This is a genomic window from Actinocorallia aurea, from assembly GCF_054783995.1.
Genome location: NZ_BAAGPQ010000012.1, coordinates 51,805 through 78,573, shown reverse-complemented (window position 1 = coordinate 78,573; position 26,769 = coordinate 51,805). Strand labels below are relative to the sequence as shown.

Annotated in this window: 22 protein-coding genes; 7 read left to right on the top strand and 15 right to left on the bottom strand. The window is 73.3% G+C overall.

Annotated elements, in window-relative coordinates:
* Positions 1 to 22: 22 nt before the first annotated feature.
* The 10 genes from ACYVOM_RS12795 to ACYVOM_RS12750 all read right to left on the bottom strand — a co-directional run bounded on the left by ACYVOM_RS12795 (position 23) and on the right by ACYVOM_RS12750 (position 11,650).
* On the bottom strand, positions 23 to 751 hold the full coding sequence (locus tag ACYVOM_RS12795; protein WP_460303533.1) for an ABC transporter ATP-binding protein: 729 nt from the start codon (positions 749 to 751) through the stop codon (positions 23 to 25).
* Positions 748 to 1,515 carry an ABC transporter ATP-binding protein gene (locus ACYVOM_RS12790; RefSeq protein WP_460303532.1) on the bottom strand — a complete coding sequence of 256 codons (768 nt, stop codon included), beginning with the start codon at positions 1,513 to 1,515 and terminating at the stop codon, positions 748 to 750. Before ACYVOM_RS12790 ends, ACYVOM_RS12795 begins: the two co-directional genes overlap by 4 nt.
* Positions 1,512 to 3,527, bottom strand: a complete 2,016-nt coding sequence (locus ACYVOM_RS12785; protein WP_460303531.1) for an ABC transporter permease — start codon at positions 3,525 to 3,527, stop codon at positions 1,512 to 1,514. Before ACYVOM_RS12785 ends, ACYVOM_RS12790 begins: the two co-directional genes overlap by 4 nt.
* A 33-nt stretch (positions 3,528 to 3,560) precedes the next feature.
* Positions 3,561 to 4,814: an ABC transporter substrate-binding protein gene (locus ACYVOM_RS12780; RefSeq protein WP_460303530.1), complete on the bottom strand. Its 1,254-nt coding sequence runs from the start codon at positions 4,812 to 4,814 to the stop codon at positions 3,561 to 3,563.
* Between the two features lie 63 nt (positions 4,815 to 4,877).
* Entirely contained in the window at positions 4,878 to 5,798 is a 921-nt protein-coding gene (locus ACYVOM_RS12775) for a sugar phosphate isomerase/epimerase family protein (RefSeq protein WP_460303529.1), read from the bottom strand.
* Positions 5,795 to 6,874, bottom strand: a complete 1,080-nt coding sequence (locus tag ACYVOM_RS12770) for a Gfo/Idh/MocA family protein (protein WP_460303528.1) — start codon at positions 6,872 to 6,874, stop codon at positions 5,795 to 5,797. The genes ACYVOM_RS12775 and ACYVOM_RS12770 overlap by 4 nt, the downstream gene beginning before the upstream one ends.
* 190 nt (positions 6,875 to 7,064) lie before the next feature.
* Complete coding sequence (locus ACYVOM_RS12765) at positions 7,065 to 8,264, bottom strand: ROK family protein (protein WP_460303527.1); 1,200 nt, start codon at positions 8,262 to 8,264, stop codon at positions 7,065 to 7,067.
* A gap of 199 nt (positions 8,265 to 8,463) precedes the next feature.
* Entirely contained in the window at positions 8,464 to 9,519 is a 1,056-nt protein-coding gene (locus tag ACYVOM_RS12760) for an endonuclease/exonuclease/phosphatase family protein (protein ID WP_460303526.1), read from the bottom strand.
* A 222-nt stretch (positions 9,520 to 9,741) separates the two neighbouring features.
* Positions 9,742 to 11,136 carry a sensor histidine kinase gene (locus tag ACYVOM_RS12755; protein ID WP_460303525.1) on the bottom strand — a complete coding sequence of 465 codons (1,395 nt, stop codon included), beginning with the start codon at positions 11,134 to 11,136 and terminating at the stop codon, positions 9,742 to 9,744.
* Between the two features lie 37 nt (positions 11,137 to 11,173).
* Positions 11,174 to 11,650 (bottom strand): MBL fold metallo-hydrolase, encoded by a 477-nt coding sequence (locus tag ACYVOM_RS12750; RefSeq protein ID WP_460303524.1) that lies wholly within the window; start codon positions 11,648 to 11,650, stop codon positions 11,174 to 11,176.
* 339 nt (positions 11,651 to 11,989) lie between these two features.
* Between ACYVOM_RS12750 and ACYVOM_RS12745 the strand changes: the two genes are divergently transcribed.
* Together ACYVOM_RS12745 and ACYVOM_RS12740 are read left to right on the top strand one after the other, a co-directional pair.
* Positions 11,990 to 12,217 carry a hypothetical protein gene (locus tag ACYVOM_RS12745; RefSeq protein ID WP_460303523.1) on the top strand — a complete coding sequence of 76 codons (228 nt, stop codon included), beginning with the start codon at positions 11,990 to 11,992 and terminating at the stop codon, positions 12,215 to 12,217.
* A gap of 167 nt (positions 12,218 to 12,384) precedes the next feature.
* The gene (locus tag ACYVOM_RS12740) at positions 12,385 to 13,806 is read left to right on the top strand and encodes a DHA2 family efflux MFS transporter permease subunit (RefSeq protein WP_460303522.1); all 1,422 of its coding nucleotides are present in this window, start codon (positions 12,385 to 12,387) and stop codon (positions 13,804 to 13,806) included.
* Between the two features lie 30 nt (positions 13,807 to 13,836).
* On the opposite strand, the gene ACYVOM_RS12735 is transcribed toward ACYVOM_RS12740, so the two are convergent.
* Positions 13,837 to 14,424, bottom strand: a complete 588-nt coding sequence (locus ACYVOM_RS12735; RefSeq protein WP_460303521.1) for a TetR/AcrR family transcriptional regulator — start codon at positions 14,422 to 14,424, stop codon at positions 13,837 to 13,839.
* A gap of 103 nt (positions 14,425 to 14,527) precedes the next feature.
* Here ACYVOM_RS12735 and ACYVOM_RS12730 point away from each other — a divergent pair, with 103 nt between their 5' ends.
* Positions 14,528 to 15,439, top strand: coding sequence for an NmrA family NAD(P)-binding protein (locus ACYVOM_RS12730; RefSeq protein WP_460303520.1), 912 nt, complete (start codon positions 14,528 to 14,530; stop codon positions 15,437 to 15,439).
* On the opposite strand, the gene ACYVOM_RS12725 is transcribed toward ACYVOM_RS12730, so the two are convergent.
* Positions 15,436 to 16,290 (bottom strand): alpha/beta fold hydrolase, encoded by an 855-nt coding sequence (locus ACYVOM_RS12725; protein ID WP_460303519.1) that lies wholly within the window; start codon positions 16,288 to 16,290, stop codon positions 15,436 to 15,438. The two genes, ACYVOM_RS12730 and ACYVOM_RS12725, sit on opposite strands and share 4 nt — an antisense overlap.
* Before the next feature lie 313 nt (positions 16,291 to 16,603).
* On the opposite strand from ACYVOM_RS12725, the gene ACYVOM_RS12720 reads away from it, so the two are divergent.
* The 3 genes from ACYVOM_RS12720 (at position 16,604) to ACYVOM_RS12710 (ending at position 20,867) form a co-directional block, all read left to right on the top strand.
* Positions 16,604 to 18,277, top strand: coding sequence for an ABC transporter transmembrane domain-containing protein (locus ACYVOM_RS12720; protein ID WP_460303518.1), 1,674 nt, complete (start codon positions 16,604 to 16,606; stop codon positions 18,275 to 18,277).
* Positions 18,274 to 20,070, top strand: a complete 1,797-nt coding sequence (locus ACYVOM_RS12715) for an ABC transporter ATP-binding protein (protein ID WP_460303517.1) — start codon at positions 18,274 to 18,276, stop codon at positions 20,068 to 20,070. The genes ACYVOM_RS12720 and ACYVOM_RS12715 overlap by 4 nt, the downstream gene beginning before the upstream one ends.
* Before the next feature lie 65 nt (positions 20,071 to 20,135).
* Entirely contained in the window at positions 20,136 to 20,867 is a 732-nt protein-coding gene (locus ACYVOM_RS12710) for a DUF7873 family protein (RefSeq protein WP_460303516.1), read from the top strand.
* Positions 20,868 to 21,262: 395 nt separating this feature from the next.
* Here ACYVOM_RS12710 and ACYVOM_RS12705 read toward each other — a convergent pair whose 3' ends face one another.
* Together ACYVOM_RS12705 and ACYVOM_RS12700 are read right to left on the bottom strand one after the other, a co-directional pair.
* Positions 21,263 to 22,816 (bottom strand): adenylate/guanylate cyclase domain-containing protein, encoded by a 1,554-nt coding sequence (locus ACYVOM_RS12705; protein ID WP_460303515.1) that lies wholly within the window; start codon positions 22,814 to 22,816, stop codon positions 21,263 to 21,265.
* Between the two features lie 199 nt (positions 22,817 to 23,015).
* Positions 23,016 to 23,960, bottom strand: a complete 945-nt coding sequence (locus ACYVOM_RS12700) for an oxygenase MpaB family protein (RefSeq protein ID WP_460303514.1) — start codon at positions 23,958 to 23,960, stop codon at positions 23,016 to 23,018.
* Between the two features lie 67 nt (positions 23,961 to 24,027).
* Between ACYVOM_RS12700 and ACYVOM_RS12695 the strand changes: the two genes are divergently transcribed.
* On the top strand, positions 24,028 to 24,633 hold the full coding sequence (locus ACYVOM_RS12695) for a TetR/AcrR family transcriptional regulator (RefSeq protein ID WP_460303513.1): 606 nt from the start codon (positions 24,028 to 24,030) through the stop codon (positions 24,631 to 24,633).
* Between the two features lie 89 nt (positions 24,634 to 24,722).
* On the opposite strand, the gene ACYVOM_RS12690 is transcribed toward ACYVOM_RS12695, so the two are convergent.
* Positions 24,723 to 26,264 carry a serine hydrolase domain-containing protein gene (locus tag ACYVOM_RS12690; protein ID WP_460303512.1) on the bottom strand — a complete coding sequence of 514 codons (1,542 nt, stop codon included), beginning with the start codon at positions 26,262 to 26,264 and terminating at the stop codon, positions 24,723 to 24,725.
* Positions 26,265 to 26,769 lie beyond the last annotated feature (505 nt).

Below are 26,769 nucleotides of genomic sequence, written 5' to 3'. Positions count from 1 at the left end.
TCCGTTCGGATCGAAGGAGTGGTCAGGAGGAGGCGGGGCCCGCTTCGCCGCCCAGGTAGCTGGCCGCGAGCAGGTGCCGGTCGCCGCGCAGGTCGGCGGCCGCGCCTTGGAGCACGACGTCCCCGTGGACGAGGACGTAGCCGCGGTCGCAGATGGACAGGGCCATCTGCACGTGCTGCTCGATGAGCAGCACCCCGGCCCGGGTCTCGTCGGCGTAGCGGCGCAGGATCGGCAGGAGTTGCTGGACGATCACGGGCGCGAGGCCGAGGCTCAGCTCGTCGACCATGAGCACCCGCGGTCTGCGGGCCAGGGCCCGGCCGAGGCCGAGCATCTGCTGCTCGCCGCCCGACAGGAGCCCTGCGCGCCGCTTGGCGAGCCTGCGCAGGGCCGGGAAGTACTCATAGGCGATGTCCCTGTCGAGCCGGACCCTGCCGTGGCTCAACCGGAAGTGCTCCTCGACGGTGAGGCCGCGGAAGACACTGCGGTCGTCCGACATCTGGACCAGCCCGGCGCGGGCCGTCTGCACGGCGGACAGCCCGGTGATGTCCGCGCCCTCGAACCAGAGGGTTCCGGCCATCGGGTCGAGCAGCCGAGAGGCGGCCCGGACCGTGGTGGTCTTGCCCGCCCCGTTCGGGCCGAGGAGGGCGACGACCTCGCCCGCGCCGACCGTCAGGTCCAGGTCGCGCACGACCGCCGCGGAGGAGTATCCGAGGGTGAGCCCGCGCAGTTCGAGCAGCGAAGTCCCGGTCATGGCGCGACCTCCTGGTCGTCGGCCCCTTCGGCGCCGAGGTAGGCCTCGATGACTTCCGGGGAGCGGCGGATCTCTTCGGGAGTGCCCTCGGCGATGACGCGGCCGAGGTCGAGCACGTAGATGCGGTCGCAGACGCCGAGCACCAGGCCCATGTCGTGGTCGACCAGCAGCAGGGAGGTCCCCTCGGCGACGAGGCGGCGGAGCCGCTCACCGAGCAGGAGGCTCTCCGCGGAGTCCAGTCCGGCGGCCGGCTCGTCGAGGCACAGCATCCGCGAGCCGGCGGTGAGGGCCCGTGCGACGTCGACGGTCTTGCGCTGCCCCTGCGACAGGTCGTCAGGACTGCGGTCGAGGATGCCGCCGATGCCGAGCAGCTCCGCGGCCCTGTCGACGGACGGCAGCGCGGGCCGCCGCCCGGTGACGATCTCCCTGACGGCCTGCGCGAGCGTCGGCCGGTGGGCGCCGACCTCCAGGTTCTCCCGGACGGTCAGTTCGTCGTAGAGTTCGGCGCCCTGCCAGGTCCGGCCGAGGCCCGCCGCGGCGCGCCGGTGCGGGGACCTGCCGCTGAGGTCGGCGCCCTCCAGGGTGACCGCGCCCGTGCTGGGCGCGAACCCGGTGAGCGCGTCGATGAAGGTGGTCTTGCCCGCGCCGTTCGGCCCGATCAGGCCGACGAGTTCGCCGTGCCCGACGCGCACCGAGACGCCGTCGAGGGCGACGTTCCCGCCGTAGCGGACGCCGAGCCGGTCGGTGGTGAGCAGGTCGGTCATCGCGGGCCTCCTTCCGAGGGCGCGACCCGCGGCCGGGCCGTGCCGCGCAGGCGCCGTGCCAGGCGGCCGGGCCATCGCGGCGTGGGCGCGAGCGCGATGCCGTCAGGGTTGGTGATGACGGTGAAGACCAGCAGCACGCCCGCGATGACGAGCTGGAAGGTCACCGAGACCCCCAGGTAGGTGTTCAGGGCGTAGCTGAACAGGCCCTGGGTGATGAGCAGGCCGCCGAGGACCGCGCCGCGCACGGTGGTGATCCCGCCGAGGTAGGCGAAGGCGACCAGGGACAGGGTGTTGAACACCGTGTACCGGCTGGGGTCGACGGACCCGAAGTTGTAGGCGTAGGCGATTCCGGCCAGGGCCATGATCACGGTCGCGAGGGCGAAGGCGATCAGCTTCACCCGGGCCGGCGAGATGCCGACCGCCGCGGCGGCGCGCTCGTTGGAGCGGACGGCGAGCATCTGCTTGCCCAGCGTGCCGCGGCGCAACGCGGCGACGGCCATCGCGGCCAGCACGAGGGTGAGCAGGACACCCGCGCCGAACAGCGGGCTGGGCCGCGACCCGTCCAGCGCCCGGACGGGCGAGTCGGTCCCCAGGGAGAAGCCGAGCACCGTCGGGGACGCCACCGGCGCCCCCGCGGCAGGCACACCCCACAGGGAGTTGCCGAAGCCGAAGCCGCCCAGTGCGACGGCGCCCGCCAGCGTCAGGATCGCCAGCTGCACGCCGCGCACGCGCAGGGCGGGCAGCGCCATCGCCAGGCCGAGCACGACGGCGCCCGCGACGCCCGCCAGCGGAGCCCACGGCCACGGCAGCCCGAGGTGCTCGGTGAGCTTGGAGGTGATGAGCCCCGCGACGCCCGCGAGCCCGAACTGGAAGAGCGACACCTGCCCGACGAGCCCGGTCAGCAGGACGAGCGACAGGCAGGCCAGCGCTCCGATGAGCGAGAGGATGAGCGCCTGGCGCAGGTCGTAGGGGAAGGCGAACAGCGCGACGAGGGCCACGCCGCCCGCGATGAGGGCCGGGCGCACGATCCGCTCCTGCGCGGGCGCCTTGGGCAGCCGCGGCTCGACCATCGTCCCCCGGTCGGGCAGGCTCTGCCCCCGCCACAGCAGGGCCCCGACGATCACCGCGAAGAACAGCAGGTCCGTCAGGCCGGGCCAGGGGACCCCGTCGGTGGTGGGGAACCAGGGCCTGCTCTGGGCGTAGGTGACCAGGGAGGCAAGCACGCCCATGCCGATGCCGGCCGCCGCCGCAGTCGTGAAGGAGGTGAACCGCGCGAGGAGCGCCGCGCCGAGCGCCGGCACGACCGCGAGGGCGAGGGTGCCGGAGTCGAGCTGCGTGAGCGGAGCCACCAGGATGCCCAGGCCGCCGCTGACCAGCGCGGCGATGAGCGTGTTGGCCAGCGCGAGCCGTCCGGCGGACAGGCCGGCGAGGGCCGCCTCGGTCTCGCTCTCCTGCGCGGCGCGCGTCGCCAGGCCGAACCGGGTGTGCCGGTAGGCGGCGGCGAGCACCGCGGTGAGGACGACGACGGCCGCCAGCAGGTACAGCCGGTTGGCGGGCACGGTGCCGCCGAGCAGGCGGACCGGGTCGGCGGGCAGCACCTCCGGGGCGGCCTTGCCCTGCGAGCCGAAGACCAGCAGGACGTAGGCCTGGAGGATGAGCAGCACGCCGACCGAGGCGACCAGCTTGGCCAGCGGCGCCTGGCGGCGCAGCGGGTGCATCACCAGGTAGTGCCAGGCCAGGCCGAGCAGCGCGCAGACCGCGAGGGTGAGCAGGACCGCCGGGACGAGCGGCATCACCCGTCCCGGTCCGCCCGCGACGTTCAGGGCCGGCACGAGAAGGAAACCCTCGCCGCGCAGGCCGTAGAAGACGTAGGCCGCGAACATGGCGATCGCGCCCGCCGCCACGTTGATGGTGCCGGAGCCACGGTAGGTGGCGACGAGGCTCAGCGCCAGGCCCGCGATGAGCGCGCCGGTGCCGAGACCGAGCACGGCGAAGAGGAGGATCTGTTGCATCGGTTCACCTGCCTTGGCACGAGGGGCGGGCGGTCACTGCGGGACGTTCTGCCACGGTCCGACCTCCCAGGAGCCATCGCCGCCGTAGGTGTAGAACCGGTCGGCCATGCCGCTCAGGGTCGGCATGCCCTGCACCGAGCCGAAGGCGACCTTCGGGGTGCCGAGCACCACACCGCCGGAGTAGCCCTTGACGGCCGCCGCGGCGGTCTTCGGCGTGATCTCGCCACCGGCCGAGTTGAGCGCCTTGGCCAGCAGGAACGCGGCCCCGAACGACTGCGGCGCGTTGATGCCGAGCTGCGCGTCCGCGCCCGCGTACTTCGCCATGACGGCCCGGTAGAAGTCGAGCTGCCCGGTCTCGTCGGGGGCGTACAGGGACAGGACCGACGCCTCGTACGACCACTTGGGGAAGTCGCCGAGCGCGCTCTTGATCTGGTCCGTCGCGCACAGGGCCGAGCCGACGACGGGGGTGGCGGTCCCGAGGGACTCCAGCGCCTTCGCCGAGGCGACGCAGTCGGCGGTGGTCACGGTGGTGGGCGCGAGCGCGTCCGGGTCGGAGGACAGCGCGGAGGTGTAGGTGCTGGTCAGGTCGGTGGTGCCGGGCGGGAAGGTGGTGACCTTCGACGTCAGCCGCATCCCGCCGAAGATCTGCTGGGCGGCCTGCCCGATGGCGAGGCTGCCGGGGTCGCTGGAGGTGACGACGCTGAGGGACTCGTAGCCCTTGGTCTTGGCGTAGGTGGCGACGCCGGGCAGCGAGGCGACGACGCTGGGGTTCACCGCGTAGGAGTTCTTCGCGGTGGTGTCGGGCCCGGGGTTGGCCTGGACGATGACGTTGGGCTTGGCGCCGTTGAGGGTCTGGTGGACGGCGGCGGCTCCGACGTTCAGTCCGCCCTGCAGAACCACCGGCACGTCGGGGTCGTTCAGGAACTTCTGGGCGCACTGCTGCGCGGACTCCTCGGTGGAGGTGACCTTGCAGACCTGGAGTTCGAGCGGGCGTCCGCCGACGCCGCCCTGTTCGGCGTTGATGTAGGCGAAGGCGGCCGCGACCGCGGCCGAGCCCTCGGGGTTGGAGACCGTGCCGCCCTCCTGGTTGATCATGCCGATGACGATCGGGGCGCCGGAGGCCTTGCTGCCGGCGGCGCCGCCGCTGAACTCGGTGCCGATCGCCTGGTCGATCGAGGCGGTCGAGGCGGTCTCGGTGGTGGTGCCGGGAGCGGCCTCGCCGCAGCCGGTGAGCAGGATCGCGAGCGCGGCGGCGCCCGCGGCGGACAGGTGCAGGGAACGGTGCATGAGTGACCTCGGGGTGGGGGTTGGGGTGGTGGAGAGGCGGTGCGGTGGCCGAACCGGTGAGGGTCAGGCCACGATCAGCGGGCTGAGGGTCTGGTGGGCGATGCGCAGGCCGGTCTCGACCCGGTCGGGGGTGCCGCCCCACACGGGGTCCTCGTGCTCGACGCTGAGGACCCCGTCGAAGCCGCCCTCGTACAGGGCGTCGACGAGGGCGGGCCAGTCGACCTGGCCGCGGCCGGGGACGCGGTAGCGCCACCAGCCGACGTCCCAGGGGTCGGGGCGGTCGATCGCCTTGCCGGGCCAGCCGTAGCGGTCGCGCAGCTCGGGGAAGAGCTGCACGTCCTTGGCCTGGGCGTGCGGGACGCGGTCGAGGTAGGGCCTGACCGCGGCGACCGGGTCGATGCCCATCCACAGCAGGTGGGACGGGTCGTAGTTCAGGTAGAGGCCCTGGGCGAACATCCACTCCCACAGCTCGGGGCTGTAGGCGAGGTTGCCCGGATAGCCGTCGGGGTGCCAGCCCTCCATGACGCAGTTCTCGATGATGATCTTCACGCCGTGCTCGCCCGCGTGGTCGACGAGCGGGGCGAAGACCTCCTCGGCGTCGCGGAGGTTCGCCGCGACGGTCCGGCCGGGATGCCGGCCGACGAAGGTCCCGACCGTGGGGACGCCCAGCGCCGCCGCGGCCTCGACGCAGGTCCGCACGTGCGCGTTGACCGCCGCGCGCTCGGCGGGGTCGGGGTGGAGGTTGTTGTCGTAGAAGGCCAGCGAGGAGATCTCCAGCCCGTGCCGGTCCATCAGGGCGGCGACGCGCTCGACGTCGGCGCCGGTGAGGCCGGGCAGGGGCAGGTGGGAGGCGGTGAAGGGACGGTCGCCCTCGGCGGGCCACGCGGCGACCTCCAAGGCCTGGTAGCCGTGGTCCGCCGCCCAGCGGGCGACGTCCTCCAGCGGCCGCTCGGGCATGCAGGCGGTGAGGAATCCGAGCTTCACGCCGCCACCTCCACCCAGGCGCCGCGGGCGGAGGAGTCCAGGACGGCGGCGGTCAGACGCGCGGCCCGCAGCCCGTCGTCAAAGGTCGGCAGCCCGTCCGGGACCGCCCCTTCGAGCGCGGCGTAGGTGTCGGCGACGAAGGCGTCGAAGCAGTCCTGGTAGCCCTGCGGGTGCCCGGACGGCAGCACCGAGTACCGGTCGGCGGACCGCAGGCCGTCGGCGCCGCGCATCAGCCGCGCGTTGGCCCCGCGGCCGCCGACCCACAGGCTCTCGGGGTTCTCCTGGTCGAACACCAGGCTCTCGCGGGCGCCGTCGACCGAGACCCACAGCCGGTTCTTGCGGCCGGGGCTGACCTGGCTCACCGTCACGCTGCCCGAGGCGCCGCGGTCGGTCTCGAACATGACGACCGCGGTGTCCTCGGTCGTGACGGCGCGGCCCGAGCGCTCGGGCACGGTGATCGAGGTGCGCGCCGACAGGCGGGTGATGCGGTGCCCGGAGACGAACTCGGCGAGGTCGCACCAGTGGACGCCGATGTCGGCGAACGCCCGAGACGGTCCGCCCGACTCCGGGTCGACCCGCCAGTCGTCGTCGGTCGGCTCGGCGAGCCAGTCCTGGAGGTAGGAGCCGTGCAGCAGCCGGACCTGCCCCGCGTCGCCCTCGGCGACGCGGGCACGCGCCTCGCGCACCGTCGGGTAGAACCGGTAGACGAACGGCACGGTCGCGGTCACGCCCGCGCTCCTGGCCAGGTCGGCGAGCGCGGCGGCCTCCTCCGGCGCGGTCGCCAGGGGCTTCTCGCAGACGACGTGCTTGCCGGCCTCCAGGGCCGCGCGTACGAGGGGTCCGTGCGTGGCGTTCGGCGTGCAGACGTGGACGACGTCGACGTCGTCGGAGGCGATGAGCTCCGCCGCGCTCCCGGTGCGGTGCTCGGCCCGCAGCCTCTCCGCCGCCTCCAGCGACGACGCCGCGGTCGATCCGGCGACGCGGGAGAGGACTCCGCCCGCCCGTTGGATCGCCTTGGCGTGCACCGTGCCCATGAAGCCGGTGCCTATGACACCGGCCCGGACGCGATCGGCCATGAGCCCTCCTTCGGAACCTGTGGCTCATGCCACTCTTCGTGGTCCCGAAGTCTTCTTCCTCCCACCGGAGGAAGTCAACGCGCCAGCAGCATATTGACCATCGCCAAAGAGGATGACGACCATCCATCGGACGAATACCCCCGAGCGGACAGGGGCTGTGGCTCGGCCGCCGCCGATCCCCGTCCCTCGATCAGGAGAGGTCCGGCACCGCGGCGATCTCCGGCAGGCCGACCGGAGACCCCTGCGGAAGCCAACGCACGAGCCGACCGACGTCGAAGAGTTCGTCCAGGACCAGGTGCGCCGCCCCGCTGATGCCCGCCGCGTCGCCGAGCCGCGTCGTCTCGATGCGCAGCGTCCGCGTGGCCAGCGGGAGCGACCTGCGGTAGACCGACTCGCGCAGGGCCGCCAGCACGTGATCGCCGCCGGCGACGACCCCTCCGCCCAGCACCACGAGGCGGGGATTGTAGAAGCTGACCAGCGTCGCGAGCGTCGCGCCCACGAGCCGGCTCGCCCGGGTCAGCAACGCGCGCGCCGCCGCGTCGCCCCGGTCCGCGGCCGCCACGACGTCTTGCGCGCGCACCCTGCCCGTCGCGGCGAGCCGCTCGGCCAGCAGCGGGCTCGCGCCGCTCTCGGCCAGTCGCCGGCCGTCCTGGGCGAGCGCCGCGCCGCCGGCGACCGCCTCCAGGCAGCCGATGTTCCCGCACCGGCACACCACGCCCTCGGCCTCCGCGGCCGCCACGTGGCCGATGTCCCCGGCGCATCCGTTCGCCCCCCGGTGCAGGCGCCCCCGGGACATCAGGCCTGCGCCGATGCCGGTGCCGATCTTCACGTAGAGCATGTCGCCGGCCTGGGCGGCGGCCGGATTGCCGCGCAGTTCGCCGATGGCCAGCAGGTTCACGTCGTTGTCGACCCATACGGGCGCGCGGAACCGCTCGGAGAGCCGGTCCCGGATCGGGTGGCCGTCCCAGCCGGGCATGATCGGCGGGGCGATCGGCAACCCCGTCTCGAACTCGACGGGACCCGGCACACCGACGCCGACGCCCCAGACTGGCGGGGCGTTCCCGAGGTCGCGGCGCAGTTCGTCGGCGAGCTTCTCGACCCTGCCGAGCACCTCCTGCGGGCCGGCGCCGATGTCCGCCTCCTCCGCGCGCCGGGCCAGGATCCTGCCGTGCAGGTCGGCGATCCCCACCGCGATGCTCGTGGCGCCGAGGTCCACGGCGACGACGGACCCGGCGTCCGGGCGCAGCCTGAGCAGGCGCGCGGCCCTGCCTCCGGTCGACGCGGCAAGCCCGTCCTGCACGATGAGCCCGGTCTTCTCCAGCTCCGCGACCCTCGCCGCGACGACGCTGCGCCCGAGACCCACCCGTCCGGTCAGCCAAGGCTGCGTCACACCTTCCCCACTCCGAACGGCAGCGAGCACCGCGGCGAGACTGTCTATGCGTTCGGTGGCCACCGGGGGCACTCCTCTGGTAGGGGCTCGGACCGCAAGTGTAGAACTTCCTCCGATGAGCATAAGAAGCCCTCTCCCCACCAGCGGAACCCGTATCGAGGCCCGCCGCAGGACTCCAAGCGCCCCGGACGCGCTCAGCTCACCAGGCGATGCGGGCCGCGATCGGCAGGTGGTCACTGCCGGTGGGGGGCAGGACCCAGGACTTGGTCGGGATCATGCCCTTGACCAGGATCTGGTCGATGCGGACGACGGGGAAGGCCGCAGGCCAGGTGAAGCCGAACCCGGCGCCGGCCTCGTCCTGGACGGAGGTCAGGCGGGAGGTGAGGGGGGCGAAGGCGCGGTCGTCGGTGGTGCCGTTGAAGTCGCCCAGCACGACCAGCCGCTCGTTCGGGTCGGCGACGACGGCCTCGGCGAGGGCCCGGGCGTTCCTGTCGCGGCCCTCCGTCCGGAAACCGGCCTTCAGGTCGACCCGCACGGAACCCAGATGGGCCACGTAGACCGCCAGCGGGCCGTGAGCCGTGGCCACGGTGGCGCGCAGCGCCCGGTTGTACCGCAGCTTGACGTCGAGCGGCTTCGCGTCCCCCAGCGGTCCGGCGTCCATCGCGGTGTCGACCGCCCGGACGTCCGACAGGGGCAGCCTGCTCCATAGTCCGACCGTGCCCTGCACCGAGTGATACGGGTACCCGTCGGCCAGCTCCTCCTCGTAGACGCCCCTGGTCTGCTCGGTCACCTCCTCCAGCGCCAGCACGTCGGCCCCGGAGGAGGCCAGCGCGCGGGCGGTGCCGGCCGGATCCGGATTGCCCGCGCCGACGTTGTGGCCGACCACCATGAGGTCGCCGCCCCCGTGCGACCTGTCGCCGAGCGCCCCGCCGAAGAGGGCCGGATAGGCCACGACGGGCAGCAGCAGCGCGACGACCGCCGACGCCGACCGCCGCCGGAGCGCCCCGGCCAGCAGCACCGGCACGAACAGCCAGGACCAGGGCAGGACCGTCTCCACGAGGCTCCCGAGGTGCCAGACCCGATTCGGGATCCACCCGTGCAGCGGCATGACCAGCCCGAGCACCACCGCAGCCCCGGCGAGCACCGACCCGCGCCGCCAGGCCCACGCCCGGCGCTCTCCCGAGGCCGTCGCTTCGGCACCGCCTCGCCCCGCACCGCCCTGCCCGGCCTCGACCGTCGCCACCCGTTCCGTCATTCTTCCCTCACTCCCCCGGCCACCGCCGAATCCCAGGCTCCACGGCGCACCGCCCCGTGACGCGCGGGCCGCGCCCGCCGCCCCGGGGCGCGTTCGGCCCTCCGCACCATCCGACACCACCCGGCGTCGCCCCGGCGTATGCGGATTTCAATACGCCGACGATAGGCACCGCCCCCTACCCTGCCGCCCTGCGAAGGGACGACCTGGCCGACGACGCCGCGCTCAGCCCGGGGAGAGGGGAAGGCGGAGGGTGAAGTGGCCGCCGGGCCCTGGGGAGGCGGTCAGGGTGCCTCCGTAGTTGCGGGCGATCTCCTGGGCGATGGGCAGGCCGAGGCCGGTACCGCCGGAGTCGAGTTCGCGGGACTCCTTGAGGCGGGCGAAGCGTTCGAAGATCCGCTCGGTGTCCTCGGGGGCCAAGCCCGCGCCGTCGTCGTCCACCCGAAGGACGGCCAGGCCGTCCTCGACCGCGACCGTGACGTCCACCCGGGTCCTCCCGTGGCGCTGGGCGTTGGCCAGGAGGTTGCCGAGCAGACGGGCGACGCGGAGCCTGCCCGCGTCCACCCGGACGTCGGCGGTGAGGTCGGCGGCGACGGGCAGGCGGCCGGGCGGGCGGCGCGCCAGCTCGGCGGCGACGAGCTCGCCGAGGTCCAGCCGCTCGGTGGGCGGCGGCGTCCCGGACTCCAGCCGGGCGAGCTCCAGCAGGTCCTCGACGATCGAGCTGAGCCGCTCGACGTCGCCGACCGCGTGGTGGACGTCCTCCTTCCAGGGGAAGTCCTCGTCCTCGGCGTCCAGCACCTCAAGGCGGGTCAGCAGTCCCGCGATCGGGTTGCGCAGGTCGTGCGACACCTCGGCGACGAACCGCCGCTGCCGGTCGGTCGCCTCCTCCAGCCGGGCGAGCGTGTCGTTGATCGTCTCGGCGAGTTCCTGCAGCTCGCTCCCGCCGCTGTACTGGACGGGGACGCGCCGGGAGAGATCCGACGCCGTGATGTCCGAGAGCTCCCGCGTGATCTGCCGGACCGGGCGCAGCGACGAGTAGGCCGACAGCCACGTGAGCACGCCGATCAGCACGAGCACGCCGATGAGGATCACCGTCGTCCGGAACCCGACCGGCGACGCCTCGTCCCCCACCACCCCGGCCACCCGCGCCGCCGCGTACACCGTGACCGGCTGCCCGTAGGCGTTGTTACGGACGCGCAGCCCCACGATGTAGACGCAGGAGCCGAGGCCGTTGGAGCAGTCGGTGACGTCCGCCCGCGGATCCGCCGGATCGTCCGACCTGGCCCTGGTGATCGCGGGCCTGCCCTTCAGCGGCTCGCTGGCCGCCAGGACCGTCCCGTCGTCGGCCACGACCTGCACGTAGTCTGCGCCGTCCGTGAACTGCTCCTGCGACAGCGGCGCCTTGACGACCTCCGACGCGACCCGCACCGCGGTTCGCGCGGCCTCCTGCGCCGCCTGCGACTGCGTCTCCTGCCGGAACAGCGCGAGCACCAGGAACAGGCACGCCGCCAGGATGATCGCCGACACCGCGAGCGAGAGCAGTGTGATCCGCCCCCGCAGCGACACGAACACGAGGGCCAGCCGCCGCTTCAGCCGCCCTTCCCCGCCCTCTGCCCCCACGCCCCCGCTCCCCCGTCGCCCGCCTCCACCCCCACTTCTAGACCGCCCCCCACCCCATCCCCACCGACCACACCGCCACTTGACCAAACCCGACCGACGCCCCCCCGCGCGGGTGGCCCTGGCGACCGCCGTACGCGGTCGCCAGGGCCCGTCCGGACACGTGCGGCGGCGTGACCCGTCCCGTGCCCGATGCTCTTTGCCTTTCCGTCCGTGCCCCGAGGCGTTCGAGGTTCGTGCTGTAGGTGGTGTCGCCCGAGAAAGTGACCGATCCGTATGCGGTGTCGAACCAGTAGCCGAAGGCGGGGAAGGCCGGGCCGTGCGGGACCGGCACCGCGCTGACGCGGACCCGGTCGTCCTCCATGACGACGAACGGCTTCATGTCGGGGGCGGTGTTCCGGTAGGTGGCGCCGGTGCCCGACAGGTCGATCTCGTGGACGTCCGCGAGGGCGCGGGTCTCGCGGACGCCCGAGTCGCGCATGAACACGTTCGTGCTGTAGGCGAAGGCGGCGCACACGTGGTCGGTGAGGCCCGCGAGGCCGGGCGTCGGGTCTTCCGGCGAAGTGGTCGGCGAGGAGCCCGCGCCGAAGGCGGGCGGCAGTCCTCCGGCCGGGCCGGGCCCGTAGAAACCTAGGCGCGCGCCCCGACCCCGTGGTCGATGCGTTTCCGCAGGCCGGAAACCCTCCCCGTGCGCACGGACCGCGTTCGGACCGCCGACCCGGACGGACCCGAACCATGATGTGCATCACTCGGGAGGGTGGGCGCGGATGGTCGGATCCGTTCCAAGGCTTTCTTCTTCGCCGGCTCCTCGCGGGGCGCGGCCGTCGTTGAAGAGGAAGGAGAAGGGGGTGGCGGGGTGCGCGATCTAGTGCATGGAGCGGGCCGCGCGGGAGGCGCCGGACGGGACCGCTGGGCTGCGCCCTACGTGGACCTGACCTCCGTCGGCTGGACGATCATGTGGCCGGTGAGCGCCTACGTCAACGACAGGTTCTTCCGGCACGCGAACCGGCGCGCCCCCGCGTACCGACTGGACGCGGCGCGGTTCCGGGCCCAGCTGCACCGCATCATCGACCGGCTCGTCTGACGACGCAGACGCCCCCACGGTCCGCCCGGGGATCTGGTCGACAGGGAACCCGAACGCTATTCTAGAACGGTCCAGGAAACCTCGTCCCCCGCACCGGGTGCGACGTCACCCAGGAGGGTCCGCTGGTCTCCGCGTTCGATGGCGCCCCGAAGGCGTCGTGGCAGATCGTGGCCACGGTCAGCCTGGGCACGACGATGCTCGTGCTCAGCGGGACCGTGCTCAACATCGCGCTGCCGCTCATCGCCGCGCACTACGACGCAGGGCCGCTCGCGGCGACGTGGGTCGTGCTCGGCTTCATGCTGGTGCAGACGTCGCTGCTGGTGGTCTGCGGACGGCTCGCCGACCGGTTCGACCGGCGCAAGGTCTACCTGACGGGGCTCGCGCTGTTCACCGTCGCGAGCCTGGCCGCCGCGCTCTCGCCGAGCATCGAGGTGCTCATCGCGCTGCGCACGCTGCAGGGCGTCGCCGCCGCCATGGCCATGGCCAACGGGACGGCGCTCATCGCGGCTGCCGTGCCCAAGGAGCGGCTCAGCCAGAGCATGGGGATCTACCTCGGGGCGCTCGGGGCCGCGCCCCTGCTGGGGCCCTCTCTGGGCGGCTACCTCGCCGACACGTTCGGCTGGCAGTGGGTGTTCCTCCTGGACGTCCCCGTCGGGCTCACCGCGCTGGCGTGGGGCGCGTACTGCCTGCCGAAGGCCGCGAACCCGTCCCGCGACCCGATCGACGCGGTGGGCGCCGCGCTGCTCACCGGATGGCTCGCCCTCCTCGTCCTGGTGGTCTCGCAGGCGGGCTCGGGCGACTGGCTCGCCGCGCCGCGCCTGGTGCCGCTGCTGCTCTGCCCGCTGGTGCTCGTCCTGTTCGCGGTGCACCAGCGGCGCTCCCCCGCGCCGCTCATCGACCCCGATCTGTTCGCGGCCCGCGCGTTCGTGCTCGGCAACCTCGCCGCGCCGCTGAGCGCCGTCGGCATCGTCGGCACGGGGTTCCTCATCGCGCTGTACCTGCAGAACGTGCAGGGCATGTCGACCGTCGAGGCGGGCTTCGCGGTGCTGCCCGGACCGATCGCCGGCACGATCGCCGCGCCCGTCGGCGGGCGGCTGGGCGCGCGCTTCGCCCCGCAGCGCATCGCGGTGTGGGGCACCGCGGCGGCCTCCGCGGGCCTGGCGCTGCTCGCGCTCGGCCTGGCCGAGGACACGCCCTATCCGCTGATCGCCGCGGGCATGGTGCTGGTCTCGGCGGGCGCCGGGATCTTCTACACGGCGAACACGACGGTGCTCATCATGGGCGTGCCGAGCGAGCGGCTCGGCGTCGTCAACGGGGTGCGCCTCACCGTCCACTTCCTCGGGGTCTCGCTCAGCCCCGCGATCTGCCTCGCCGTCGTCTCCTCCCGGCTCGCCCCGGACGACCGGCACGTCCTGTACGCGAGCGCGAAGAACCTTCCGGCGGAAGCGGTACGGGAGACGCTGCTCTCCGGCTACCGCCTCAGCTTCTGGCTCTTCGCCCTCGCGGCCCTCGCCTGCGCCTTCCTCGTCGCCCGCGTCCCCGCCCCGTCGCGCGAGCCGGACGACGCGATGCCGAGCCCGGCCGCGTAGACCGCCGACTCCGGTGCCCGGGGCGGCGCGCTAGGCCGGGGCCGCCGCGTCCGGCGCGGTCACCGGGCGCGGGGCCAGGCCGGTCGTCGCGAGGCGGAACAGGTGGTGGGCCTGCGCGGCGGGCGCCGGGTGGTGCTCGGTGGCCAGGACGATGCCGACGATCAGGGCGATCAGGTCGGCGACGGTGACGTCCGGGGCGGCGGTCCCGTCGGCCACGGCGCGGCGCAGGAGGGGAGCGCCGGCCTTCTCCATGGCCGTGGCGCAGCTGTTCTCACCCAAGGGGTCGCCGTCGTAGGAGAGGGCGGCGGCGAGGCCCCGGGCGTCGACGCAGTAGGTGACGACCTCGGCCAGCCATTCGAGGAGCGCGTTCCGGCCGTCGCCGCGGCGGTCGAGTTCCTCGGCGCGGGCGCACAGGGCGGTGACGCGTTCGGCGGAGACGGCCTCCAGCAGGGCGCGGCGGGTCGGGAAGTGGCGGCGGACGGTGGCCGAGCCGACGCCCGCGACACGGGCGATCTGCTCCAGCGAGGCGCCGTAGCCGTGGGCGGCGACCTCCGCCTCGGCCACGGCGAGGATGCGCGCGTAGTTGCGGCGGGCGTCCGCGCGCCGTCCTTCGGACATGGCGTCTCCTCCAGGGATTGCTAAACGGCGGGGTCCGCCATATCGTACCGGAAGATAAGTGGCGGGCCCCGCCACTTATTGGGGAGACGACCCGAGGAGAACCATGTCCGCAGCTTCCGCACCCGTCCTCGTCACCGGCGCCACCGGCAGGCAGGGCGGGGCGACCGCCCGCGCCCTGCTCGCGGCGGGCGTGCCCGTCCGGGCGCTGGTGCGCGACCCGTCCGCCGCCCCGGCCAGGGCCGTCGCGGCGCTCGGCGCCGAACTCGTGCCGGGCGATCTGCACGACCGCGACTCCGTCATCCGGGCCGCCGCGGGCGTCCGCGCCGTCTTCTCCGTCCAGCAGGCGCCCTACACCGCGGACGGCTTCGACTTCGACGCGGAGGTCGCCCAGGGCGTCAACCTCATCGAAGGCGCGAAGGCCGCCCAGGTGCGGCAGTTCGTGCACACCTCGGTCACGGGCGCCGGGCAGCACACGCGCTCGCCGCACTGGGCCGAAGGCCGCTGGGCGGTGGAGCCCGCGCTCGGCGCGAAGGCCGCGATCCAGGATCATCTGCGCGCCGCCGGATTCCCCCGCTGGACGCTGCTCAAGCCTGGCTTCTTCATGGAGAACTTCCTGCCGTCCATGGCGTTCCTGTTCCCGCGCGGCGTCGACGGCGGCCTGGTGAGCGTCCTGCGTCCGGACGTGAAGCTGTCCCTCGTCGCCGTCGCGGACATCGGGCGGGCCGCCGCCGCCGCGGTCACCGAGCCCGACCGGTTCGACCGCGTCGAGCTGGAGCTGGCGAGCGACCACCTGTCCCTGACGGAGGTCGCCGACGTGCTCTCCCGCGTCATGGGCGTCCCGCTGTCCGCGCCGGACATGACCGAGGCCGAGGCACTGGCCGCCGGAATGCCCGCGATGGGCGCGTCGCACGAGTGGCTCAACGCCTCGCCGCAGCCGGGCCGCCCCGCGTTCGCCCGTGCCCTCGGCCTCCCGCTCACCTCGTTCGAGGAATGGGCCCGCGAGAACCTGGGCTAGGCGTTGTAGGTGAGGAAGCCGCGGACCGCGTCGGTGAACGCCTCGGGCTCGTCGGACAGGATGCTGTGGCCGCTGCGCTCGAACAGGCGCAGGTCCGCGCCGGGGATGCCGTGCGCGATCTCGACGGAGAACTCCGGGGCGCAGATCCAGTCGTGGCGGGCGCCGATCACCAGCGTCGGCACGGTGATGCGCGGCAGGTCGGCGGTGACGTCGTAGGTGCGCAGGAAGCCACCGAAACCCTCGTTCAGCGCCTCGGGGCTGTGGATGCGGGGCTTCTTGCGGGCCTCGGCCAGGTCGTAGGTGAGCGAGTAGAGGGGACCGAGGATCTCGAAGTACTCGCGCACCTGGTCCTCGCTCTCGAAAGTGCCCGACCACAGGGGCTCGGCCGCCGCCCGCTGCTCGGGCGTGCCGCGCTCGGCGAGGATCTCCCGGGCGCGCGGCAGGAACCTGTGGCTCGCGGTCGTCGCGACCGCGACCAGATGCGACAGGTGCGCGCCGTAGCGGGCGGCGTAGGAGAGCGCGACCATCCCGCCGTAGGACGCGCCGAGCAGGGCGATCTTCTCCAGACCCAGATGGAGGCGCAGCGCCTCCAGGTCCTCGACGTTGTTCTCCAGCGTGTACGTCGCACGGGGCCCGCGCGCGGACCTGCCGCTGCCGCGATGATCCAGGTAGACGATCTGCGCCTTGTCCGCGAGGCCGGAGAGCACCGGCTTGTACGCGGAGTGCTCGCCGCCGGGCCCGCCGTGCAGCGCCACCAGGACCGGCTTCTCCCGCATCTCCCCCCGCTCACGGACGAGCCCCGCGCCCTCGACGTCGAAATACAGGCTCGTGCCCCGGACCCGCGCGTACATCGGCCGCCCCTTCGCGCTCGGAAGACTCCACCGCTGTCTATCGCACCGAGCCTCGTCCTGCCATGGGGTTCCCGCTGGACGGCAAGCCCGCCGAACGGAAGCGGGCCGCCCCTGCGGGTCGGGCCCAGCCGATCAGGGGGAGGCCGGGCCGGACGGCGGAAAATCGTTTGGGGCGGGTGCGGTGGATCGGCTAGGGTGGCGCGGCCCTTCGGCGGGCGGGGACGGGCGGTGCCGGTGACCTGGCGCGCAGGGCGAGGTCCGGACGGGCCGGGGCTCGGGGACGTCTTCGCGAGAGGGTCGGGGGAATGCGGTCATGAGTGCCGAAGGCGTGCTCATCCGGGGGGTGCTGCGCAGGCAGGCGAGGCCCGCGGCGATCGGCGGCGCGGCGACCGTCGTGCACCAGACGTGCGAGGCGCTCGTCCCGGTCGCGATCGGACTGGCGATCGACACTGCGGTCGCCGGAGGCGATCCCGAGCGGCTCGCCTGGGCGATCGCCGGGGTGATCGTGCTGTTCTGCTTCCTCGCCACGGGCGGTGCCGTCGGATACTGGATGGTCGACGCGGCGTCGCTGCGCGAAGCGCACCATCTGCGGGTCGAAACGGTGCGCAGGGTGCTCGGCGACACGCGCGGCGAGCAGAGCAGGCGCGCCGGGGACGTCCTGGCGGCCGCCACCTCGGACGCGACCGCGACCGGAGCCGTCGTGCGGATCATCTCGTGGATGGTGTCGGCCGGAGCCGGGCTCGTGGTGTCGGCGGTCGTGCTGCTGCGGATCGACCTCGCGCTCGGCCTCGGGCTCCTCATCGTGCTCCCGGTGCTCGTGCTCGGGCTGGACAGGCTCGGCCCGTGGCTGGAGAGCCGCGTGCACGGGCGGCAGGAGGCGGGCGGCAGGGCGGCCGCGGCGGCCGCCGAGTTCGTCGGCGCGCTCCGGCCGTTGCGGGGCTTCGGCGGGGTGCCGGAGGCGATCCGCCGGTACCGGGGCGAGAGCCGGGCGTCGCTGGCGGCGGCGCGCGAGGCGGCCTCGGCGCACGCCGTGGTCGTCGGGTCGGGCCTGCTGGCGACCGGCGTGGTGCTCCTCGGCGCGGCGGGCGTCGCGGTCTCCTTCACCGTCTCCGGGCGGATCACGCTCGGGGAGCTCGTCGTGGTCGTCGCGATGGCGTCGTTCCTCGCCGACCCGGTGCGCGGGATCTCCGAGGCGATCAAGCAGCTCGCGGTGTCCCGCGCGAGCGCGCGCAGGCTCGCCGCCCTCTACGCCGAGTTCGACGCCCCGTCCGCCTCCCCGCAGGAGGCTCCGCCCGGACGGCTGAGCCTGCGCGGCGTGTCCGCTGGCCCGCTGCGCGATCTCGACCTCGACGTCGAACCGGGCGCCCTGATCGGCGTCGCGGCGGCCACTCCCGAAGGCGCGGCGGCGTTCGTCGGCCTCCTCGACGGCTCCCGGACTCCCTCCGAAGGCACGGTCTCCTGGGGCGACGCGCCGCTGGCGGGGCTCGACCCGGACGCGCGCAGGCGCGCCCTGCACGTCGAGCCGCACGCCGTCCACCTGCTCGGCGGCACCCTCGGCGAGGCCCTCGACACCGAGCCCGTGCCCGCCTCGGACGCCGCGAAGGCCGCCGCGCTCACCTCCGCGGGCGCGGGCGACGTCCTGCGCTCGTCCGGCCTGGACGCGGCGCTCCAGGACCACGGCACGAACCTGTCCGGCGGCCAGCGCCAGCGCGTCGCCCTCGCCCGTGCCCTGCTGGCCGCGCCCGCGGTCCTCGTCCTGCACGACCCGCTCACCGCGGTCGACGCGGTCACCGAGGACGCGGTGGCCGAGGCGCTGGCCGCGCTGCATCCCGGTTCGGCGCGCGCCACGGTCGTCGTCACCTCCTCCCCGCCGCTGCTGAGCCGGTGCGATCGCGTCGTCTTCCTCGACGCCGGCGGCAGGGCCGAGACCGGCCGCCACACCGACCTCCTGCGGCTGGCGGACTACACGAAAGCGGTCATCCGATGACGGTCCCGGCCCCCAGAAGCACCGAGCGGGAGATCCTCCCGATCGCCGCGCCCGGCCCGACGTGGCGCGCCCTGCTGCGCGCGGCGGCCGCCCACCGGGCCAAGGCCGCGGCCGCGCTCGGGTTCACCCTGCTGTCCAGCGCGGGCGTCGTCGCGAGTCCGCTGCTGCTCGGCCTGCTCGTCGACCGGACGGACGCCGGGACCGAGGTCCTCGTCCGGATCATGGCGGCGGTCGGCCTGTCGGTGCTGCTCACCGCGGTCTTCACCGCGCTCGCCCAGCGCGCGGCCGAACGCCTAGGCGTCCAGGTCGCCGCCGACCTGCGCGAGGACACCCTGGACCGCGCCCTGCGCATGGACGCGGCGGTGCTGGAGCGCGCGGGCGGCGGCGACGTGGCCTCGCGGGTCACCGACGACGTAGAGAAGTTCGTCGAGTCGGTGCCGCTGGGCGCCGCGGTGTTCACCGCGCTGGTGACGGTCGCGGTGGCGCTCCTCGGCTTCCTGTCGCTGGACTGGCGGCTCGCCCTGGCGTTCTGCGTCGTCTTCCCGATCCACGCGCTGGCCCTGCGGTGGTACCTGGCGCGGTCGGGGCCGCTGTACGCGACGGAGCGCAGGTCGTCGGCGGAGCGGTCGCGGGTGCTGCTCGGCTCGCTGCACGGGCTCGGCACCGTCCGGGCCTACCGGATGCACGCGCTGCAGACCGAGCGCGTCCGGGAGGCGTCGCAGCGCTCGACGGACGACGCGCTCAGGTCGCTCGGCCTGTTCTCCCGGTTCGGGATGGCGATGAACGGGGCCGAGGCGGCGGGGCTCAGCGCGCTGCTGGCCACCGGGTTCTTCCTCGTGCGGGCCGACGCCGTCAGCGTCGGCGACGTGACCGCCGCGGCGCTGCTGTTCCACCGGCTGTTCTCCCCGCTCGGCATGCTGCTGATGTCGTTCGACGACGTCCAGCGGGCGGGCGCGGCGCTGGCCCGGGTGGTCGGCGTCGCGATGATCCCGCCGGTGGAGGCGCCGGTCGTGCGCGCGCCGGAGGGGCCCGTCGCCCTCTCCTGCGCAGGGCTCGGCCACACCTACGACGGCGGCGCACCTGTCGTGCGGAAAGTGGACCTCCACGTCCCGGCGGGCACGTCCCTCGCCGTCGTCGGCGCGAGCGGGGCGGGCAAGACCACCCTCGCGGGGCTGCTCGGCGGCGCCTTCCCCGCCGCGCAGGGCACCGTGACCCTCACCGACGGGCAGGGCCCCGTCGAGGTCCGCGACGTGGACCCCGACCGCCTGCGCGACTGGGTCGGCATCATCTCCCAGGAGACCCACGTCTTCACCGGCACGCTCCGCGACGACGTCCGGTTCGCCGCCCCCGGCAGCACCGACGCGCAGATCCTGGGCGCCCTCGCCGAGGTCGGCGCGTCAGGCTGGACCGCGGCCCTCCCCGACGGCCTCGACACCCGCGTCGGCGAAGGCGAGCACCCCCTCACCGCGGCGCAGGTCCAGCAGCTCGCCCTGGCCCGGCTCCTCCTGCGGGACCCGCCCGTCATCGTCCTCGACGAGGCCACCGCCGAAGCGGGCAGCTCCGGCGCCCGCGACCTGGAGCGCGCCGCGACCGCCCTCGTCCGGGGCCGCACCGCGGTCGTCGTCGCCCACCGCCTCACCCAGGCCCGCGACTGCGACCGCATCGTCGTCATGGACGCCGGCGCCGTCGTCGAATCCGGCACCCACACCGACCTCCTCGCCCTCCGGGGCCGCTACGCCGCCCTCTGGTCGGCCTGGTCCCCGACCGAGGAGTCCGCGGCCCCGTCCCCGTGACGCCGCCGGCCCCCGACCGGAAAATGAGGCGACACGGGCGGGGCCGGCTCCGTATCGTCCGGGATGTGACCAAGCTGAATCAGATCATCGCGGTGGAGAAGGGGACCAAGTCCCGGGCCCAGCGTGATCTCGCGGACGCGCACGGCCGGCTCCAGAAGCCGGTGCTCCTGTCGGGGATCTCGCGGACCTACCAGCCGAACGACGACGAGGGCGAGACGCTGCCCGCGGAGTCGACCAAGGTGCAGGTGCGGGCCGAGGACGTGCTGCGCGAGGCGGGCGCGTCGCTGGCGCGGCTGTTCGACGTCGTCGCGACCAAGGACTGGGCGAACTGCGAGGCCCGTGCCGACGTCGTCGTCGACGGGAACACCGTCCTGTCCGACGTGCCGGTCACCTACCTGCTGTTCCTGGAGAAGCAGCTCACCGAACTCCAGGCCTTCCTCGGGAAGCTGCCCGTGCTGGACGCCGCCGAGACGTGGACGTTCGACGACTCCGCCGACCAGTGGCGCACCGAGCCCGTCCGGACGACCCGGACGAAGAAGGTGCCGCGCGCCCACGTCCTGTACGAGGCGACGGACAAGCACCCCGCCCAGGTCGAGACCTACACCGAGGACGTCGTCGTCGGCACCTGGACGAAGGTCGGCTTCTCCGGCGCCCTCCCGGCCCGGCGCGTCAACGAGCTCAAGGAACGCGCCGAGCGGCTGACCGCCGCCGTCAAGTACGCCCGCGAGGAGGCCAACGGCGTCGACGTCACCGACCGCCGCGTCGGCGACGCAGTCTTCCGCTACCTGCTCGACTGATCAAGGACTCCCCCGCTGGAGCGCGGGGGTCCGGGCGCAAGCCCGGAGAAGCTGAGGATGATGCTCAGTCTGAAGGCGGTGACAGCGCGGGTTCGATTCCCGTCCCCGGCACCCATGCCGGGGTAGCCCAGTGGCAGAGGCAGCCCCGTCAAGCTCAGGCTCTCGCTCCAGTCTCAGCACGCACCGCTCACCGCCGGTCGCCGATCGGGGACACTGCACGGTGGGATGCCGGTTCGAGTCCGGTCTGCGCCTCCACCTGGCGCGGTAGCTCAAAGGCAGAGCACACCGTCCTTACGACTGATCCCCGGCCACGAATCCGCCGGCGGACACGGGCGGACCGAAGGGCCCCGGGGCTGGGTAGAACCCCGGGGCCCACCGCTTTCCCGGCCCGGTCCTCACTCGGCCGGAGGGCGGAGGGTCGCGGTGCGGGTGGGGAGGGTGCGGCCGCGGACCGTGACCTCTCCGGTGACGTGCCAGTGCGCGGCCTCGGCGGGAGACGCGGCGTCCAGGACGGGTCCGGCGGCCATCAGCAGGGCCGGGGTCTTCTTCGCCAGGTCGGTGAGGCGGGCCGCCTCGTTCACGGGATCGCCGATGACGGTGTACTCGAAGCGGTTCACCGCCCCGATGTGCCCGGCGACGACCTCGCCGCCGGAGACGCCGGCCGCGGCGGTGACCTCGGGGACCTCGGCGGCCAGCCGGGCCGCCATCGTGCGGGCGGCGGCGAGGGTGCGGGTGGCGGCGTCGTCGAGCGGTGAAGGCGCGCCGAAGACGGCGAGGGCCGCGTCGCCCTCGAACTTGTTGATCCAGCCGCCGTGCTCCTCGACGACCTCGACGACCACGGCGAAGAACCGGTTCAGCAGGGTGACCACCTCGATCGGCGGCCGGGTCGCCGCCATCCGGGTGGAGCCGACGAGGTCGACGAAGATGACGCAGACGTCCCGGACCTCCCCGCCGAACTCCACGCCCTGCTCCAGGGTGAGGCGGGCGACGTCCTCGCCGACCTGGCGGCCGAACAGGTCCTGGATGCGCTCGCGCTCGCGCAGCCCGGCGACCATGTGGTTGAAGCCCGCCTGGAGCCGGCCGATCTGGCTGCCGTCGTACACGGGCACCTCGACGTCCAGGTCGCCCCGCTCCACCCGGCCGATGGCGCGCCGCACCGAGTCGATCGGGCCGGCGACGGCCTGGGCCGCGAGGTACGTGACCGCGACGCCGACGATGAGCGCGGTCCCGCCGAGCGTCAGCGACACCCACGCCATCTCCGCCGCGGTGACGTCGGCGCCGAGCAGCGCGACCGCGCCGAAGATGAGGAGGCCGAGGACGGGGATGGCGGTCCCCAGCGTCCAGGCGAGCACCAGCCGGGCCACGACGCCGGGCGCGCCGGACCTTTCGGGCACGCGCGTGCTGAGGGCGTCGGTGACGAGACGGCGCAGGAGCCGCTCGGTCAGCAGGTAGATGATCGCGCAGGTCGTGACGCCGCCCAGCAGGCAGGTGAGGCCGACCTTGAGCGCCATCAGCGGCGAGAACCACAGGTCGATCAGCGCCCAGCCGACGCTGGCCAGCCCCCACAGCGCGACGTGCACCCGCATCATCCGCAAAGGCGCGCGCAGCATCAGCCGCCGTTCGTCGTCCTCCAGCCGACGGCCGGTGAGGAACAGCCGCCGCACGGGACGGAACAGGCGCAGCCCCCAGACCGCGCCGACCACGATCGCGACGGTCAGGTAGGCCAGCAGCAGCGCGGTGTTGAAGCGGCGCAGCATCGCGGGGTCGGCGAGGTCGTCCGGGTCGGGCAGCACGACGATCGCGAGCGCGAGCACCACCAGCGCCCCGCCGATGTTCGCCACCAGGACGCTCGGCAGCACCAGCCGCCGGGTCCGGAGCTCGATCTCCGCCCGGGACGACCCCGCCGGCCCGTCGAGAACCCGCGCCAAGACCTGTGCGAACCGTCCCATAACGCCCCCACTTCGGATGCCGGCCGAGGCCGCGCCACCGGCCACCGAAGCCCCGAGCCGCATCCGCACCTAGGACCCCACGGACATAACGAACCAGCCACCGAAAGGTCACGCGGGGGCCGGAGCCGGACGCCCCGACGCGGCCTCCCCGGCGTTCTCGCGGTTCGGGCGCGTCGGCGCGGGGGTCAGGGCGCTCCGGTCATGCCTCGGTTGGAAGGGACGCGGCCCGTGCCCGCGACTGACGGACCTCGCGGATGCCTGCGCCGCCCAGGGCGTTCACCAGCGCCTTCATCGCCGTGCGGCGGGCCAGGCGGCCCGGCGGGGTGTGCCGCGGCGCGCCCATGAGCTCCTGCGCCCACGCCGGGTGCAGGTCCTGCACGGCCCACTGCACCAGCGCGTAGACCGGCCGCTGGTACGCCGGATACCGCCACGGCGCCAGCGGATTCAGGTACCGGACCGTCGGCAGGGTCACGCCGAGGTGCGGCACGGAGTCCTCCAGGAGCCGCATCACCCCGGCCCGGGTCCGCGGCGGATCGACCGCGCCGAGCGCCTCACCCACCCGGGCGTACTCCGCGAAGAACCGTTCCAGCCCCTCCCCGCGCAGCGGCCGCGGGTGGAAGGCGGTGTGCGCGGCCGCCAGCCCCCACGCCTGGGTGGCGTAGTTCCACGTCAGCAGCTCCGGATCGGAGGCCCGGTAGGCGTGGCCGTCAGGCCGGACCCCCTCGATCCTGTCGTGCATGGCGCGCACCGTCCGGCAGACCTGGTCGGCCACCTCCGTCGGGCCCAGCGTCACGCCGAGGAAGAACGCCAGCGACCTGCCGGTGCGCGAGGCCATCCCCCTCGCGTCGAACCTGCCGGTCGGCACCCCGTCGACGCGCTCGATCGCCCGCGTGTGCTCGTAGCCCATCCAGGCCATCGTCGGATGCAGCGTCTCCATCATCGCCGCCGCGGCCAGCCCGATCTGGACGGCGGGCAGATGCGCGTGGACGTGCCAGACGGCGCTGCCGGGACCGAACCAGCCCGCGTCGCCCGCCGGTTCGGTGAACTGCACGTTCTTGAAGAACTCCTCGCGGACCGGCTGGAAGACCCGGTCCATCAGCCGCTCGGGCAGGCTCGGACGGTCGACGTTCGCTGTGGTCGCCATGAAGAGGACGATAATGCGACCATCTAGTCGCATACCATTCGCGTTTTTCCAGGGCTCGGAGCACGGTGTGGCCAAGCAGATCCCCCGCAAGATCCCACGTCAGGAACGGTCCCGGCGCATGGTCGAGAGCATCCTGGACGCCACTGCTCGCATTCTCGCCGCGTCCGGCTACGACGGGGCCTCCACGCACCGGATCGCCGCCGAAGCGGGGATCAGCCCCGGAAGCCTGTACCAGTACTTCGCGCACAAGGACGCGGTCGTCGCGGCCACCGTCGAGCGGATGATCGAGCGGATCGGCGCCCGCCTGGTCGAGACGTTCGAGGCCCTGGGCGCCGCACCCGGCCCCGACGCCGTCCGGCCTGTCGTGGCCGCCGTCCTGGACGCGACCGAGGACAACCGCGAACTCGTCCGCGTCCTGGTCGAGCAGATGCCCCGCCTCGGCGGCTCCGAGGAGATCAGGACGATCGAACGCCGCGCCTCCGACCTGGCGTCGGGCTACCTGGCGGCCCTGACGAGCGGCGCGGCCCCGCGCAGCCCTGCCGCGCTCTGGATGGCGCTCCAGGCGCTCCAGCAGCTCACCATCCGCTACGTCCTGGACCGCCCCGCCATCCCCCGCGACGCCTTCCTCGACGAACTCACCACCCTGATCAAGTCCCTCACCGGCATCCGCTGACCGGCGCCTCACGACGGGCTCCGACCAGGCCCTTCGACCAGGAAGGGCCGCCCCCGCGCCGTTGCGGGAGCGGCCTCGACGCGCGGGCGCTAGCAGAAGCCGGCGCGCAGGATGTCGTACATCATGACGAGCTCGTAGTTCCAGTACAGGTCGACGTCGAACGCGCCGGTGCCGGAGTTCTTGCCCTTGTACGGGCGGAGCTTGGCGGGCCAGTCGGCGTTGAGGTTGAACGCCATCGCCTTCCCGCCGTCCGGGGTGATGTAGTTGTAGGTGAGCGAGCCGGGGACGAAGCCGTTGTGGCCGTAGACCGTCACCGACTTGCCGGGCACCGACGGGCAGTCGAAGGTGCGCATGGACAGGCCGAGGCCATAGGTCATGTGGGCGTCACCGGTGACCGAAGGGTGGTTCGCCTCGGCGAGGTCACCGGGGACGGTGCCCGCGGTGGTCTCGTCGACCAGCCCGTCGAGGTCGTTGTCGACGCCGTCGGCGGCCTCGTTGTAGGCGAGGGACTCGTCGGTCTCGTCGAACTGCGTGTACCAGCTCATCATGTCGGCGAGGCGGGCCGAAGACAGGAGCTGGCCGCCCAGCAGCGCCTTGTCGAACTTGATCAGGTCCGCCGTGGTGGACATGAGGTCACCGGCGCCCGCGGTGAGGGTCGGGTTGAAGCGGGTGGCGTCGTACGGGCCGAGCGGGGTCGGGTCCTTCGGGTCGGTGCCGGTCAGGCGCAGACCCGTCCAGTGCTCGGAGTGCGGGTTGTCGAGGTCGCGGACGACGCCGGTCTTCTCGTCGGCGTTCCAGCTCGCGGGCATCTTGCTCTGCGTCATGCCGACGGGCTGCAGGATCTGCTCGGTGATGAGCTGGCCGTAGCTCTTGTTCGTCAGCTGGCGCATGATCATCGCGAGTACGACGTAGTTGGTGTTGGAGTAGTAGAAGCCCTTGTCGATCTTGCTCGGGCACAGGATCGCGTCCGTGGTGCTCCGGCCGCAGTCGGCGGGGAACAGCGGGCCCTGGCTCACCCCGTCGGCCAGCAGTTGTGCCAGGTAGTACTGGCCGTCGCGCAGCGGGCCGTTCGGGCCGAGGAGGAAGTCCGCGCCGACGCTGGCCTGCCAGTCGTAGATCTTGTCGTAGGACTCCAGACCGCTCGTGTGCTGGAGCAGGCTGCGGATCGTGATCTTCGAGGCGTCGAAGCACAGCTCGGAGGTGTTCCCGCCGTACCACGCCTGGTACATGATGTTGCAGCCGGTGATCTGGCTCTGGATCGACAGCGGGATCGGCGAGTCGAGCGTCAGCGGCTGACCGTCGATCGTGTACGTGCCCGCGTCGATGAGCCGCAGCATGACGACGCTCATCAGCATCTTCGTGTTGCTGCCGGCCCGGAAGCGGTCGTTCACGTCACGCTTCTCGGTCACGGGGTTGCCGTTCGGCTTCTTCACGCCGACGTCGACCGTCACCTGGGTTCCGCCCGCGTCCCAGCGGGCGATCAGGCCCGGCGTTCTGCCGCGGTTCCCGGCCGTCTCAGGATTGTTCGCCTGCCATTGCTGCATCGCCGCCGCGATATCGGCCGCATTCCCTTCCGCCGCGGCAGGCGGGCTGCCCAGCAAAAGGGTGACGCCCGCGAACACGACCGCCATCAATCCTCTACTGAAAGTGCGCATTCCATCGCACCTCTCTTTGGGGGGTCAGGCAAGAATCGCCCCCCACCACCCCACGAACATCGTCCCCCACCACCAACCTCCCCCCAGAACTAGTCCGATCCCACAACCTCCGACGAACACACCCGACGAGTCCCCGACACATTTCAGTCCCATCCCCGCACCGAATCCACCGAACTTCACCGACCCCCGCCACCAATCACACCGCATCCTCAGTTCGCCCATGCCGAAACAACGAGGATCCCCGGCAAGAACAATTCACCTCAGCGCCGTGCGCCTCCGGGGAAAGCCGGTTGTGCCACGCCGTCTAAGACACCGCTTCGGCCGCCTCTACCGGCACCGCGCCACCGTGCACGGAAGGCTGGAACTTGCGGGGCTCGACGACCGGCCGCTCCGCCGGTCGACCTGCCGATGGCCCGCGGCTCGGCTTCACCGTCGCCCTCCGGGCTGGCGGAGAGTGAGCGGAGCCCTACGGGGTTGGGGT

Coding starts and splice junctions, on each gene's coding strand:
- ACYVOM_RS12795 (WP_460303533.1), bottom strand. CDS start 751: ATGACCGGGACTTCGCTGCTCGAACTGCGCGGGCTCACCCTCGGATAC.
- ACYVOM_RS12790 (WP_460303532.1), bottom strand. CDS start 1,515: ATGACCGACCTGCTCACCACCGACCGGCTCGGCGTCCGCTACGGCGGG.
- ACYVOM_RS12785 (WP_460303531.1), bottom strand. CDS start 3,527: ATGCAACAGATCCTCCTCTTCGCCGTGCTCGGTCTCGGCACCGGCGCG.
- ACYVOM_RS12780 (WP_460303530.1), bottom strand. CDS start 4,814: ATGCACCGTTCCCTGCACCTGTCCGCCGCGGGCGCCGCCGCGCTCGCG.
- ACYVOM_RS12770 (WP_460303528.1), bottom strand. CDS start 6,874: ATGGCCGATCGCGTCCGGGCCGGTGTCATAGGCACCGGCTTCATGGGC.
- ACYVOM_RS12760 (WP_460303526.1), bottom strand. CDS start 9,519: ATGACGGAACGGGTGGCGACGGTCGAGGCCGGGCAGGGCGGTGCGGGG.
- ACYVOM_RS12735 (WP_460303521.1), bottom strand. CDS start 14,424: ATGTCCGAAGGACGGCGCGCGGACGCCCGCCGCAACTACGCGCGCATC.
- ACYVOM_RS12730 (WP_460303520.1), top strand. CDS start 14,528: ATGTCCGCAGCTTCCGCACCCGTCCTCGTCACCGGCGCCACCGGCAGG.
- ACYVOM_RS12725 (WP_460303519.1), bottom strand. CDS start 16,290: ATGTACGCGCGGGTCCGGGGCACGAGCCTGTATTTCGACGTCGAGGGC.
- ACYVOM_RS12720 (WP_460303518.1), top strand. CDS start 16,604: ATGAGTGCCGAAGGCGTGCTCATCCGGGGGGTGCTGCGCAGGCAGGCG.
- ACYVOM_RS12715 (WP_460303517.1), top strand. CDS start 18,274: ATGACGGTCCCGGCCCCCAGAAGCACCGAGCGGGAGATCCTCCCGATC.
- ACYVOM_RS12705 (WP_460303515.1), bottom strand. CDS start 22,816: ATGGGACGGTTCGCACAGGTCTTGGCGCGGGTTCTCGACGGGCCGGCG.
- ACYVOM_RS12700 (WP_460303514.1), bottom strand. CDS start 23,960: ATGGCGACCACAGCGAACGTCGACCGTCCGAGCCTGCCCGAGCGGCTG.
- ACYVOM_RS12690 (WP_460303512.1), bottom strand. CDS start 26,264: ATGGCGGTCGTGTTCGCGGGCGTCACCCTTTTGCTGGGCAGCCCGCCT.